The 13678-nt window shown below is 68.9% G+C and carries 12 protein-coding genes and 1 tRNA gene; 9 read left to right on the plus strand and 4 right to left on the minus strand.

Annotated features, from left to right (window positions below):
- Positions 1-101 precede the first annotated feature (101 nt).
- Positions 102-175: transfer RNA gene (locus ACIA8D_RS14340), tRNA-Pro, on the plus strand.
- A gap of 143 nt (positions 176-318) precedes the next feature.
- Here ACIA8D_RS14340 and ACIA8D_RS14345 read toward each other — a convergent pair.
- On the minus strand, positions 319-1404 hold the full coding sequence (locus ACIA8D_RS14345; protein WP_399231917.1) for an integrase core domain-containing protein: 1086 nt from the start codon (positions 1402-1404) through the stop codon (positions 319-321).
- A gap of 88 nt (positions 1405-1492) precedes the next feature.
- Between ACIA8D_RS14345 and ACIA8D_RS14350 the strand changes: the two genes are divergently transcribed.
- The 4 genes from ACIA8D_RS14350 (at position 1493) to ACIA8D_RS14365 (ending at position 6558) form a co-directional block, all read left to right on the plus strand.
- Positions 1493-3886 carry a CHAT domain-containing protein gene (locus tag ACIA8D_RS14350; RefSeq protein WP_399231919.1) on the plus strand — a complete coding sequence of 798 codons (2394 nt, stop codon included), beginning with the start codon at positions 1493-1495 and terminating at the stop codon, positions 3884-3886.
- A gap of 151 nt (positions 3887-4037) precedes the next feature.
- Positions 4038-4595: a GrpB family protein gene (locus ACIA8D_RS14355; RefSeq protein ID WP_399231921.1), complete on the plus strand. Its 558-nt coding sequence runs from the start codon at positions 4038-4040 to the stop codon at positions 4593-4595.
- Positions 4596-4747: 152 nt separating this feature from the next.
- Positions 4748-5503, plus strand: coding sequence for a transposase family protein (locus ACIA8D_RS14360; protein ID WP_399231922.1), 756 nt, complete (start codon positions 4748-4750; stop codon positions 5501-5503).
- A 413-nt stretch (positions 5504-5916) separates the two neighbouring features.
- Entirely contained in the window at positions 5917-6558 is a 642-nt protein-coding gene (locus ACIA8D_RS14365; protein ID WP_399231924.1) for a hypothetical protein, read from the plus strand.
- Between the two features lie 66 nt (positions 6559-6624).
- On the opposite strand, the gene ACIA8D_RS14370 is transcribed toward ACIA8D_RS14365, so the two are convergent.
- The 3 genes from ACIA8D_RS14370 to ACIA8D_RS14380 all read right to left on the minus strand — a co-directional run bounded on the left by ACIA8D_RS14370 (position 6625) and on the right by ACIA8D_RS14380 (position 10049).
- Positions 6625-7248, minus strand: coding sequence for a hypothetical protein (locus ACIA8D_RS14370; RefSeq protein WP_399231926.1), 624 nt, complete (start codon positions 7246-7248; stop codon positions 6625-6627).
- A 336-nt stretch (positions 7249-7584) separates the two neighbouring features.
- Positions 7585-8799, minus strand: a complete 1215-nt coding sequence (locus tag ACIA8D_RS14375) for a carboxylesterase family protein (RefSeq protein WP_399231928.1) — start codon at positions 8797-8799, stop codon at positions 7585-7587.
- Positions 8796-10049 (minus strand): MFS transporter, encoded by a 1254-nt coding sequence (locus ACIA8D_RS14380; protein WP_399232212.1) that lies wholly within the window; start codon positions 10047-10049, stop codon positions 8796-8798. Before ACIA8D_RS14380 ends, ACIA8D_RS14375 begins: the two co-directional genes overlap by 4 nt.
- A gap of 341 nt (positions 10050-10390) precedes the next feature.
- Between ACIA8D_RS14380 and ACIA8D_RS14385 the strand changes: the two genes are divergently transcribed.
- The 4 genes from ACIA8D_RS14385 to ACIA8D_RS14400 all read left to right on the plus strand — a co-directional run bounded on the left by ACIA8D_RS14385 (position 10391) and on the right by ACIA8D_RS14400 (position 13678).
- Entirely contained in the window at positions 10391-11872 is a 1482-nt protein-coding gene (locus tag ACIA8D_RS14385; RefSeq protein WP_399231930.1) for a 2-hydroxymuconic semialdehyde dehydrogenase, read from the plus strand.
- Positions 11873-11958: 86 nt separating this feature from the next.
- Complete coding sequence (locus tag ACIA8D_RS14390; protein ID WP_399231932.1) at positions 11959-12723, plus strand: 2-keto-4-pentenoate hydratase; 765 nt, start codon at positions 11959-11961, stop codon at positions 12721-12723.
- A complete protein-coding gene (locus tag ACIA8D_RS14395) occupies positions 12723-13160 on the plus strand; it encodes a RidA family protein (RefSeq protein ID WP_399231933.1) in 438 nt (145 codons plus the stop codon). Before ACIA8D_RS14390 ends, ACIA8D_RS14395 begins: the two co-directional genes overlap by 1 nt.
- A complete protein-coding gene (locus tag ACIA8D_RS14400; RefSeq protein WP_399231935.1) occupies positions 13157-13678 on the plus strand; it encodes a 3-hydroxyanthranilate 3,4-dioxygenase in 522 nt (173 codons plus the stop codon). The genes ACIA8D_RS14395 and ACIA8D_RS14400 overlap by 4 nt, the downstream gene beginning before the upstream one ends.

The following is a 13678-nucleotide window of genomic DNA, read 5'->3' on the forward strand; positions in this document are numbered from 1 at the left end:
GATCCCGCCCGCACACCGGAAGTGATTCACGACCACCGCCCCGAGTGCGGTATGGTTTCTCTGCGCGTGAGGCCAGGGGGAAATCCCAGGTCAACGAGCATCGGGACGTGGCGCAGCTTGGTAGCGCACTTGACTGGGGGTCAAGGGGTCGCAGGTTCAAATCCTGTCGTCCCGACAAGTTCGAACGATCGAACGTCGCAGGTGAAGGGCCGTTTTCGAACGGCCCTTTTTCTGTTGCTCCCACACTCCCAGTGGGAGCGCGGCGAGTGGGAGCGTGCTCCCACTGTCCTGTACCGCTCGAAAAGTCATCGCTGCACGTCATGAGGCGTATCGGTACTCGTTGATGGTTCCGCCGAGGCGGCGGGTTCGTAGGAGTCTGCGGCCGTAGAGGTCTGCGATGGTGGTGGGTTGTTCGGAGGCGTCGGGCGGGCGCTGTGCTCGGGCTTGGTGGGGCCGGTGCCGGTTGTAGTGATCCTGGAATTCGGTGAGGACTCGGCGGGCATGGGCCTCGTTGATGACGAGGACGTGGTCGAGGGCTTCGCGGCGGATGGTTCTGATCACCCGTTCGCAGTGGGCGTTCATCCGGGGTGCCTGTGGGGCGCTGAGCAGGACGTCCATGTCCTCGGACCGGAAGACGGCGTCGAAGGACTCGGTGTACTTGGTGTCGCGGTCGCGCAGGACGAAGCGCAGGCATTCCATGCTGGTGCCGAGGTCGGCGGCGAGGTTGCGTGCCTGCTGGGTCGCCCATGCTCCGGTGGGGTGCCTGGTGGCGCTGGTGATGTGCAGGCGGCGGGTGCCGTGTTCGAGGAAAGCCATGGCGTAGAGGCGGGTGCCGAGCACGGTGTCGACGTGAAAGAAGTCCGCGGCGATGATGCCCTCGGCCTGGGCGGTGAGGAACTCTCGCCAATTGGGTCCGGATCGGCGCGGGGCAGGGTCGAGGCCAGCGGCGGTCAGGATCTCCCAGACCGTGGACGGCGCGATCGGGTGTCCCAGGCGGGCGAGTTCGCCCTGGATCCGGCGGTGGCCCCACTGTGGATTCTCGTTCGCCAGGCGCAACACCAGACGCTTGAGGGCGACCGCTGTCGGTGGTCGACCAGTGTGGCGGCGGTGCGCGGAGTAGTCCCACTTCTTCGCGATCAGTCTGCGGTGCCAGGCAAGGAAGGTGCCGGGCGTGACGGGGAAGACCGTCGCCCAGCGGTGGCGGGAGACCAGTGAGGAGAGGGCGGAGAACCAGAACCGGTCTGCCGGTTCGTAGCGGACCGGTGCCTTGAGCTGACGGCGCAGCACGGTGTTCTCGTGACGCAGTACCAGGAGTTCGGCGTCCTTGGCGGTGTCCCGGCGCAGCAGGACCCCCGGTATGGACAGCAGGGTGCGGGCGGCGCGGTACAGCAGCGACACGATCATCAGGTCAGCATCCCAGTCACCGCCGACAGCGACGGGCAGCACCGCTCAGCTGCAGCGATGAGTTTCCGAGCGGTACACGGACGACCCGATGCTCCCTACGCATCTGAGCAATCTGGCGACCTCGTTGGCGCATTACGCCGACCTGACGGAGGACACAGGTAGCTTTGACGAAGCGGCCACCCTGTGCGAACGCGCGCTCACGCTCCTGTCAACAGACTCCGGGACCCGGCCCAGGCTGCAAGCGAATCTGGTCGGGTATCTCACCCAACTCCTACAGCATAATGTCGACCCGTCCCGTTTGGACGACGCCATCGACGGCCTCCGCGACACTCTTGCCACCACGCCTGCCGGTCACCCCGACCGCCGCGACTTGCTGGTCAATCTCGCGTCCGCACAGTCCGAACGTTCCAGCATGCACCGCAAGGCGCTGGCCGCCATGGACTCCGTGATCGCCTCCCTTTCGCAGTCGCGCCCGCGGATCTCCGGTGCGGAACTCCCCGACCTGGACGAGAGACTGGCAAAGGCCACCGCGGCACGGGACGCAGTGCGGCAAACGTGGTCCGAACAACTTGAGCACGCCATGGAGACGCACTACGAGGTGCACGAGGACGGCCAGGCCACCGACCCGGGCCACTGGTTCAACGTCGCCAACCTGGCTGCGGCCTACTGGGACAAATACACCCTGGCAGGGGACCGCAGCATGCTCGATGAGTCGATCCGCCTGTCCCGTCAGGCCCTTGACGGCTTTGGGCACACCCACCCCTCGCGTGCGTTGCACCTCATCAGCCTCGGACGATCACTGCGCGACGCGGCGGACGCCTATGACTCACGTGAGGCCCTTGCCGACTCGGTCGCGGTGTATCGGGAGGCGGCGACCATCACTGCGGCATCGGCCCGGGTCCGCACCGACGCCGCGGCATGGTGGGGCTACGGGGCCCATAAGCTGGGCGACCTGCACGGGGCGAAGGAAGGGCTGTCGCTGGCGGTAAGCCTGCTCGACGAAGCCGCCTGGCGCGGTCTGAGCCGGGACGACCAGGAACGGGTGCTCACGGAGTACGGCACGCTGGCGGCCGACGCCGCAGCCGTCGCGATCGAGCTCGGCGCCCCGGAGCATGCCGTTGAACTACTCGAACAGGGGCGCGGCGTACTTCTGGCACAGGGCTTGGAACTGCGGACCGACTTCGAGCGTCTCTATGCCTGCTCGCCCGAGCTCGCCGACGAACTCGCCAGTGTTCAGGACGCGTTGGATTCGGCGGCCCGCACCGGACCCACGACGGGCGCCGAACCGAGGGAAGACTCCCGCGAGAGGCTCACGCAGCGGCGCGGACAACTGCTGGCGGACATCAGGGCTCTGGACGGCTTCGACGGCTTCCTTCGCCCGCCCGCCTTTGCCGACTTGCGAGCGGCGTCCAGTCACGGGCCCGTGATCGTCATCAACGTCAGCCGGTTTCGCTGTGACGCCCTGACGATCACGGCGGACGGGCTGCGCCACAAGGCCCTGTCCGGGCTCACGCAGGAGTCCGTCGATCACCTCGCGGCCATGTTCCTTCGCACGCTCGAAGTTGACCAGCAACGTATCGGGCCCGATGGCGATGCGGCGGAGGCCGGCCCCAACACGGTCGTGCACAAGATGCTCGACTGGGTCCACGAGCGCATCACCGACCCGATCCTCACCGATCTCGAACTGGGTGACGTCACCGAGGGCTCGCCCTGGCCCCGTGTCTGGTGGTGCCCGACCGGCGCACTCGCCTTCCTGCCGCTCCACGCCGCCGGGTACCTTCCGGACGAGCACACCACGTCCACGCCGGTGCTGGACCGGGTCGTCTCCTCGTACACGTCGACGGTGCGAGCCCTGATCCACGCACGACGGCCCGGTGAGACCCCAAGTGGCGAGGTACGGCCGCTGATCGTGGCCCTGCCGGAAACGCCGGGCCTGCCGGGACTGCCCGCCGCAGGGGTCGAATTGCGCAACTTCCAGAGCTGGTTCCCGGCCGCCATCGCACTCAGCGGCGCCGAGGCCACGGCCGCGTCGGTGGTCACGGAACTCGAAGGCCACAGCTGGGTGCACTTCGCCTGCCATGCAGGCCAGAACATCCGCCGGGCCTCCTCCGGCCGGCTGCACCTGTACGACGGCCCGCTCACCTCCGACCGGATCAGCCGGCTCAGGATCGCGCACGGAGAGTTCGCCTTCCTCGCAGCCTGCCGGACGTCGCAGGTGAGCACACCGCTCACGAACGAGAGTCTCACGCTCGCTTCGGCCATGATGCTGGCCGGGTATCGACGGGTCGTCGGAACCCTGTGGGCGATCGCCGACAGCCTGGTCCCCTACGTGTCCCGACGCGTGTACGGCGCGATGGAGGACGACGGCGCCCCCAACGCGGCACATGCAGCCGCCGCGCTGCACGGCGCGGTTCGGGCGCTACGGGACAGACACCACCAGGCGCCGCTGCGCTGGGCGGCTTATGTTCACGTCGGTCCCTGAGGAGGTGACCTGTTCGTGCGAGGTCGCGGGGCGGCTGCAATTGACGTGACGCTGCTGCGGACAGGGCACTGAGTCTCTTCCAACCTCACACTCATGCGCGGTGGAGGATCAAGTACGGCACGACAGCAGCTTCTAGAGGTTCAATAGCGTCATGAGTGATCAGACTGAGTTGATCGGCGGCCAGGAGAAGCGTGAGATCCGGGTCGTCGCCTACGACCCGGCGTGGCCGGCCGCGTTCCGACGTGAACGGCGCCGCATCGTCAACGTGTTGGGTCCTTTGGCCCGGCGGGTTGACCACGTCGGCTCGACGGCTGTGCCCGGACTGGTCGCCAAGCCCATCATTGACATCGACGTGAGTGTGCCGGACGCCGACGACGAGGACGCTTATCTCGTGGCCTTGGGGAGTGCTGGGTACGTCCTGCGCGTGCGCCAGACCGGCCATCGCATGGTGCGTACTCCTGACCTGGGCGTCCAGGTTCACATCTGCACGGCCGGAAGCGAATGGGAGCGCCGTCACTTGCTTTTCCGTGACTGGCTGCGCAAGGACACCGCCGATCGTGCGGCCTATGGCCGGCACAAGCAGCGCCTCGCCGAGCAGGATTGGCCGGACATGAACGCTTACGCGGCGGCCAAAGGCCCGCTGATCGCCGAGATCGGCGAGCGGGCCGAAGCCTGGGCAAGAGCCACCGGCTGGACGCCCGGCACCTGAATCCGGGAACTGAACCCAGTTCGCTGAGAAGACCCCAGTGAGTCTTTCCCACCTGACGGTGCCGGCCGCGTGTTGGACGGATCTGCGGAACGACGACGCTCCTGGTAGACGGGTTCTCGACCAAGATCGCCCGTAGCCATCAGGAGCGTCGTGTGCTTGTCTACCCGTCGTCGATTGACCTGTCCAGTCGCACCCTGCGGTACCTGACCGGACGGCTCGTTGCCCGGCGAAGGGAGATCGGGTCTCGGTGGCGGCGTCTGACCGCCGACCGTCAGGCTCTCCTCGCCCTGGCCCATCTGCGGTGCGGTGACACCTACGCCCAGCTCGCCGCCGGGTTCGGTATCGGCATCGCGACCGCCTACCGCTACATACGCGAGGCCGTCGACGTGCTGGCCGGCCTCGCGCCCACCCTGGCCGAGGCGATGCATGTCGCCCGGACCAAGGCGTTCGTGATCCTGGACGGCACTCTCCTGCCGATCGACCGGATCGCCGCCGACACCCCGTACTACTCGGGGAAACATAAACGCCACGGCATGAGCGTCCAGGTCCTCACCGACCCGTTCGGCCGCCTGCTGTGGGCCTCGCCCGCGCTCCCCGGCTCCACCCACGACCTGACCGCCGCCCGCGTCCACGGGATCGTCGAAGCGCTCGCTGAGGACGGCCTCAAGTGCTGGGCCGACAAGGCGAATCAGGGTGCCGGCCGTCCGGTTCGTGTTCCCTTTCGTGGCCGTCGCCTCAAGCGGCGGCAGCGCAGGCACAACAGCACACACGCCAAGATACGCTGCCTCGGCGAGCAGGCCATGGCCACCCTGAAGGGCTGGCGCGTCCTGCGAAAGCTCCGTTGCAGCACCAACCGCATCACAGCGACCGTCCAGGCCGTCCTCGTCCTCCATCACGCGTCAGCGTGAGGTTGGAAAGGGCTCATTTTCGGCAGGCGCAGGGCTGGTTCGGGTGTCGTCGGTCTGCGGCGGCGTGGTGGCTGCGAGGGTGAGGTCATGGGCGCAGCGTGGGTGGTGCGCCGTCGTGCGGCACCTGTATCTCGACACCTTGATGACCACACCGGCCCCCGGGCCTAGGGCTTGTCGTTTGGATCAGGCCGGATCAGGGAGCGGGGCCTGGTGCGTGCGATCGCAAGGCGGAGGAGGGAGGCGACGCGGAGCGTCGTCGACCGACGACAACGCCGCGAGCGTGCGTGCCAGGCCCCGCGAGCCCGACCTGATCCAAACGACAGGCCCTAGTGCTCCAACCTGTCACCTAAGCCTGCGTCAGCTCCAATGCGGCCTCTTGCCCGTGAATCTTCCGATGCGCCTAATCTGTGCGCATGTCCGATCACCAGAACGGTACGGCCGATTCGGTCACCGCGGCCTGGCAGGCCCTGACGGCGTGGCTCGCCGAGCACGCCCCGGTTTCCCACGCCTCCCTCTTGCCGCCCGCGACGGAGGAGGAGGTAGCCACTGCCGACGCCGGGCTCAAGCGACGGCTCGGCTTCGGGCTGCCCGTGGAACTCGCCGCGCTGTGGCGGCTGTGCGGCGGTGTGCGGCACCAGGTCATCGCGGCGGACGAGGAGGGCGAGGTCGGGTCCGGCGCGTTCCTGCCCGGCGGAGTGATTTTCTCCCCCGTCGAGGCGCTGGGCCTGCGCCTGTCTGCCGACGGTGGGTCCGACAGCTGGGACGGCGCCCGGGTGGTCCCGTGGCTCACCCGGGACGAGGCAGGGCCTTTGCACGGCCACTACGCCGGTGACGAGGGCGTCGGACAATGGAACTTGGTGGATGAGCCGGTGTCGAAGCCCGAGTACCCGTCGGCCACCGCCTACCTTGAGGCCGTCCACCGCACCCTGACCGAAGGCCCCGCGAACCTGATGGGCTCCGATGTACCCGGCCTCGTATGGGGCTGCCTGATCTGGGACGACCCCGAGAACCCGGGCATGGACGAGGCGTTCGAGCACTGGACGCCCGTCCACTGACCAGCAGGTCCCCCGCCCCTCGTGAACGCGGGGCGGGGGACCTGGCCGTCGGCTTTCAGATGCCGGTCAGGGCTTCGTCATAGGGCAGACGAGCGTCGCCTTGGACGCATCGCACGCCGCGAACCAGCTGTCACCCGGGTCCACGGTGTAGCGGTCCTGGTCGAGGATCCGGAACTTCTTCAGGAAGCCCTCGTAGAAGGTCTCCGCCTTCATGGAGCCGGAGTTGACCTTCAGGGACATCGACGACCGCCCGCACGTCTCGTCGAATGTGGGGGCGTCGTAGCGGGTGTCGTCGAGCAGGTGCTCGCTGCCGTCGTCGGTCTTGGCCGCCACGGTCTGGATGCACTCGGCACCGCCGTTCTTGCCCGCCGTGTTCTCTCCGCCGTTCGCCACGGGAACACCGGGCGACTGGTAGGTGGCGGAGAACGGGAACTCGTCGCAGGAGATTGTCTCTGGTGCGCCGTCTAGCTCCGGGTGCAGGAACGTCCACGCGTGCTTCAAGAACCGCTTCTGCGGAACCCAGCCGTCCGCCCGGGGGCCGGTGTACTTCGGGCACATCACCTTGTCGCGGTTGTTGTTCCGCTCGTAGCCCGTCTCGTTGCGCTCCTTGGCCGGCAGATACTGCAGCGGATCGGCGAGCGACTTGCCGGTCCGGTCCCCTTGGTCTTCGACTTGTTCTGGACGAGCCACACGTGCGCGGCGGCGGAGGGGTACTTCGCCGTGTTGTCGTTGAGGTCGGTGGCCTCGCTAGGCGCGTCTGATCCTGCGAGCGACCCGATGTCGTGGAGGCGCTGCTCGTCGGCACGCGCGCGGGCGGGCAGGGACGTGACTGCCAGGGCAGCGCCACCAGCGGCTCCGGCGATCAGTCGGACCACCCGTACTTCCAGGGCGCGAAGTACCGGCGCGCCTTCGACTACATCCGCACCTCCCGGCTGAGCGACACCGACACCCACGCCGTTCTCACCGGAAACGCGCGTGCGTTGTACGGGAAGCATCTGGCGCCCCCCACCCGTGACCCGCCAGGGCTCAGCGGTCCAGCGCGGTCATCGGAGCGGGAAGCGCCCCCGGGTCCCCGGTACGGGCGAAGGCGGCCCAGGCCCGACGGACCTCGCGTCCAAAGCGGTCCACCTCGGACCAGTCGAGGTCACCGAGCATCGGCGCACCGCGCCAGGCGGCCGCCGAGCCGAGGAGCAGCGGGAGCTCCACACAGTGGGTGGCCCCGTACGCGGAAGCGCGGGGACGCCAGTCCAGCCGGTAGCCGTGCACACGGGCGCCGGCGCGTTCCAGTTCCCCGTGCAGGGCGGTGAGCGGCGACTCGTACACGCGGCGGGTGCGCTCCGCCACGCTGCCGTGGTCGTTGGGGCCCTCGGGAAAGGCGGACATGTCGTCGGCGTTCCAGCCGTAGAGGATGTCCATGGCGGTGGGCTCGAAGGCGAAGCCGTGCGGGTCGGCCTGCGCGGAGTCGGCGCCGGACACCGGACCGAACGGGGGCACCAGGGTGTTGCCCACTCGTCGTTGGAGGTCGGCCGCCGTACGGGCCTGTGCCGCGAGCAGGGACTCGTGCGAGGCGGTGCGCGGATCGGTGCCGAGGTGCGCCGCGAACAGGCGGCCCGTCTCGCGGGCCTCGGTGACCGGCCTGGTGGCGATGGACACGGGTGCGCTCTGCAGCACCGCGCGGCGGAACAGTCCGCGGGCCTCGGGCATGCGGAGCAGTTGCAGGATGGACAGGGCGCCGGCCGACTGGCCGATGAGCGTGATCCGGCCGGGATCACCCCCGTAAAGGTGGATGTTCTCGCGTACCCAGCGCAGCGCCTCCAACTGGTCGAGGAGGCCGAGGTTTCCCTCGCTGACCCCGTCGAGCACGAGATAGCCGAGCGCGCCCAGGCGGTATCCGGCGCTGAGGACGACCACGTCCTGCTCGGCGGCGAGCGCGCTGCCGTCGTACCAGTCGAGGACACCGGCACCGCTGCTGAAGCCACCTCCGTGGAACCACAGGAGAACCGGGCGCCCCGTCGTCCCAGAAGCGGTCGGAGAAGCGACCGACAGGTGGAGGCAGTCTTCGCTCTGGGGTCTGCGGTCGTGGGGCGGACCCATCACCTTGTCGAGCCGGGACGGCGGCTGCGGGCAGATGCCGCCGGAGCCGTGGGCCGGTTCCACCCCTCGTACCGGCACGGGCGGGGAGAACCGCTCCGCGGTGGCGAACCTGAGGGGGCCGCTGCGGGTCACGGAGTCGTCGTTCATGCCTCACCTGCGAACTCGGGAGTGATCACTTTCTGCTGAGGAGTCTCGGGGACCGCACGGAACAGGGCCACCGCGCCAACGAGGCTGAGTGCGCACACCGCCACGAGGTACCAGGTCACACCCGTCGAGGAGCTGCCGCCTCCGAGCAGGGCGCTGGAGATCATGGGGGCGAGGCCGCCACCGAGTACCGCACCGGCCTGCAGGATCAGCGAGGTGCCGGAGTACCGCACCCGCACCGGGAAGGTATCGGCGATGATCGCGCCCTGCACACAGTGCGTCACGGGGATGATCAGCCCCATCCCGGCGAGCGCGACCAGGGCGGTCGCCCGGCTCCCGGTGTCGAGCAGCGGGAAGAAGGCCGCACACCAGACGAGGACGGCCACGGAGCCGCCGATGAACATGCCGCGTCTGCCGTGCCGGTCGGCGAAGCGGGTCCACACCGGTATCGAAGCGAACCACAGCACGGCCGCCCCGCTTACCCCAAGGATGAGGAACTGCTGGTCGTGGCCGAGGTGTTGAGTGCCGTACGACAGCGTGAAGACCATGAAGACGTACGCGACCGTGGAGTTCGCCAGCACGGCCAGCAGGGTCAGGCCGAGGCGCGGGAGACCCACCTTCATCGCGTCGGCCAGTGGGAAGCGGGCCACCTCCTGCTCTTCGCGCGCCCGGTCGAAGGACGGCGACTCGGTGACCCGCAGCCGGACGACCAGCCCGACGCCGACCAGGACGAAGCTCAGCAGGAACGGGATGCGCCAGGCCCACCCGGTGAACGCCTCATGCCCGGCAAGGGAGTTGGTGGCCAGGAAGACGAGATTGGCGAGCACCAGACCGGCCGGTGTCCCCATCTGCGGGAAGCCGGCGTACAGGTTCCGCCGTCCCTCGGGGGCATGCTCCATGGACATCAACGTGGCGCCCGCGCCCTCGCCGCCGAGGCCGATGCCCTGGACGATGCGGAGCACCACCAGGAGGACCGGGGCCCACAGGCCGATGGTGTCGTAGCTCGGCACGAGTCCGATGAGGGTGGAGCCGAGGCCCATCAGCAGCAGCGAGACCACCAGGGTGGAGCGGCGGCCGAGACGGTCTCCGAAGTGGCCGAAGAGCAGGCCGCCGAGGGGCCGGGCCACGAAACCCACGGCGAGGGTGCTGAAGGCGGCGAGTGTGCCGGCCGCCGGGCTCAGGCCAGGGAAGAACTGCTTGTCGAAGATGAGGGCGGCGGCCGTGCCGTAGAGGAAGAAGTCGTACCACTCCAACGTGGTGCCGAGGAGGGTGGCGAGCGCGGTTCTGCTCGCGCCTTGCGAACGCTCGGGGTCACTCATCGCGTACGTACCTCGCTTGCTGGGGTCGGCGGGTGGGCTCCGGTGCAGTGGACTGCGCAGCCGGCGCCGGGCGGGTTCCGCGCTTTCGGTGGATCCTGGGCCCCCGCGGACCGGCCGACAAATGCCGGTTTCCCTCGCCGCTATAGCCGGATGGGTATACCGGGCATGTCCCGGGGTGCTCCGGCAGCCGGTCGGTCCGGCATACCGAAACAGGCATGGCAGCGAGCGAAAAGCTCATTTGTCAGGCATGGAACCCGAGTTCCAGGCTGTGACCCATGACGGCAGACACGACACGGTGGATCCGCAACTTCGTCGACGGACGTTACGTCGACCCCGAACCAGGACCCGGCCACCGTTCCTTCGACGCGATCGACCCGGCCACCGGCCGCGCGCACGCCCAGGTGCACGAGGCCGACGCCCCACTGGTGGACCGGGCGGTCACGGCCGCCCGTACAGCCCTCGGCCCCTGGTCGTCGACCCCGGTACGGGAGCGCACCGCCGTGCTGCGGCGGGCAGCGGACCTCATCGAGGCGCGGTTCGAGGAGTTCGTGGCCGCCGAGACGGCCGACACCGGAAAGCCCCTGACGCTGTCCCGGGAGCTGGACGTGCCCCGCGCCGTCGCCAACTTCCGCACCTTCGCCGACGTGGTCGCCGCCGCGGGCCAGGAATCCTTCATGACCGACCTGGCCGGCGGACGCCAGGCGCTCAATTACGCGGTGCGCAAGCCGCTCGGCGTGGTCGCGGTCATCGTCCCGTGGAACCTGCCGCTGCTGCTGCTCACCTGGAAGGTGGCACCGGCCCTGGCCTGCGGGAACACCGTGGTCGTCAAGCCGAGCGAGGAGACCCCGGGCACGGCGACGCTGCTCGCGGAGGTGCTCGCGGAGGCTGGTCTCCCGGCGGGCGCGTACAACGTCGTGCACGGCTTCGGTGGTGGCTCGGCGGGCGAGCACCTCACCACACACCCCGGGATCGACGGTGTCACCTTCACCGGTTCCTCGGCGACCGGCGCGCACGTGATGAAGACGGTGGCGCCGCGCGTACGGCCCGTCTCCTTCGAGCTCGGCGGGAAGAACGCCGCGCTCGTCTTCGAGGACGCCGACATCGAGGAGACCCTCGACGGTCTCCAGCGATCCGTCTTCGCCAACACGGGGCAGGTGTGTCTGTGCACCGAGCGCGTCTACGTGCAGAGGTCGGTGTTCGCCGACATCGCCGACGGGCTCGTGGAGCGGGCGAAGTCCCTGCGCCTGGGCAGTCCGCTCGATGAGGCAACGACCACCGGGCCGCTCATCTCGCAGGCCCACCGGGACAAGGTGCGCGGCTACTTCGACCTGGCCGAGCAGTGCGGCGCCAAGGTCCTCACCGGAGGCGACATCCCGCGGCTCGGCGGGGACCTGGACGGCGGCTCATGGATCGAGCCGACGCTGTGGACCGGGCTGACCAACGCCGACCGGCCGGTCCGCGAGGAGATCTTCGGACCCGTCGCCGCGCTGATCCCCTTCGACACGGAAGCGGAGGCGATCGCGCTGGCCAACGACACCGAGTACGGCCTCGCCTCCTCCGTGTGGACGAGCGACCTGCGGCGTGGGCACCGCGTGGCTCAGGCCATGAACGTGGGCATGTCGTGGGTCAACACCTGGTTCCTGCGCGACCTGCGCTCTCCCTTCGGAGGCGTCGGCCTGTCCGGCCTCGGCCGCGAGGGCGGCGCCTCGTCCCTGCACTTCTACACCGAACCCACCAACGTATGCGTGCAGTTGTGACCCCGATCAGCGATGACCTCGAACCTCGACGGCCCGCAGTGCACGACCGCGCATGCCACCACCACGCGAAACGAAGGACGCACCTGATGCTCGACGCGCACACCGTCGACGAGTTGGCCGGGCGGCTCGATGAGGCCCAGACGGCCGCCATCGACACGCCCAGCCTCGCCGACACCCACACCCTGACCATCGACGACGCCTACGCCATCCAGGCCGCGCTGCTCGACCGGCGCACCGCACGCGGTGAGCGGATCACCGGCGTCAAGCTGGGCTTCACCAGCAAGGCCAAGATGGCACAGATGGGTGTCTCGGAGATCATCGTCGGCCGGCTGACCGACGCGATGCGAGTGGCCGACGGTGGCGATGTCGACCTGTCCCGCCTCATCCACCCGAAGGTCGAGCCCGAGGTCGCCTTCCGGCTCGCCCGGGACGTGGACCCGGCCGCCCCGGACACCGACATCACCACCTGCGTGGACGCCGTGGCCCCCGCGCTGGAGATCATCGATTCGCGCTACCGGGACTTCCGGTTCACCTACGAGGACGTCGTCGCGGACAACACCTCCGCGGCCGGCTACGCGATCGGCACCTGGTCGCCGCTCCGGGACGTGAGCGACCTGAACGTACGGCTGGGCAACGAGGAGCAGGAGGTGACGGGCTCGACCGCCGCCATTCTGGACGGCCCCCTGAACGCCCTGCGCGCGCTGCTCGACATGGCACGCCGCCGGTCCGTCCCGCTGCGCGAGGGGGACGTGGTGCTCGCGGGCGCGGCCACGGCGGCGATACCTCTGACCGCAGGGGTCACCACCTGTGAGGTGGCGGGCCTCGGCCGCGTCCGCGTGAGGAGTGTGTGATGGGCGAGGCACGCATCGTTCCGGGGAAGGCGACACCGCGCGGCCGCTTCCCGCACTTCCGGCGCGCGGGGGACCTCGTGTTCGTCTCCGGCACCAGTTCGCGGCGCCCCGACAACACCTTCGTCGGTGTGTCCACGGACGAGATGGGCACCACGGACCTGGACATCAGGGCGCAGACCCGCGCGGTCCTGGACAACATCGGAGACATCCTCGCCGACGCCGGTGGCAGCCTCGCCGACGTCGTCCAGGTCACCACCTACCTGGTCAACATGAACGACTTCGGCGGTTACAACGAGGTCTACGGACAGCATTTCGACGAGAACGGGCCGGCCAGGACCACCGTTGCCGTCCACCAACTGCCCCACCCCCACCTGCTCATCGAGATCCAGGCCGTGGCACACCTGCCCGCGACCGCAACCACCGAGGAGACACCGTGACCGACATTCCCGAGGTCATCGACTTCCAGGGCTGGATCGACGACCACGCACACCTGCTCAAGCCGCCGGTGAACAACCGCACCATGTCACTCGGCAACGATTTCATCGTCCAGATCGTCGGCGGCCCCAACCAGCGCACCGACTTCCACCTCGACCCGTACGAGGAGTGGTTCTACCAGGTCAAGGGAGACATGCACGTCAACCTGATGACCGCGGAAGGACCGCGCACGGTACACATCAAGCAGGGCCAGGCCTGGCTGCTCCCCGGCAACGTGCCGCACTCGCCGCAGCGCCCCGACCCGGACTCCATCGGCCTGGTCATCGAGCGGGTCCGCGAGGAGGGCACGCTGGAGAAGTTCCTCTGGTTCTGCCCGTCCTGCTCGGCGACCGTGCACGAGGTGGAGCTGCAGGTGCGTGACATCGTGGCCGATCTCCCGCCGGTCTTCGCGGAGTTCTACGGCGACGAGAACGCGCGCGTGTGCTCCGCGTGCGGCGCGCTGCACCCCGGGAAGGGCTGA

Source organism: Streptomyces sp. NPDC051684, from assembly GCF_044453445.1.
In the GTDB taxonomy this organism is placed as follows: Bacteria; Actinomycetota; Actinomycetes; order Streptomycetales; family Streptomycetaceae; genus Streptomyces.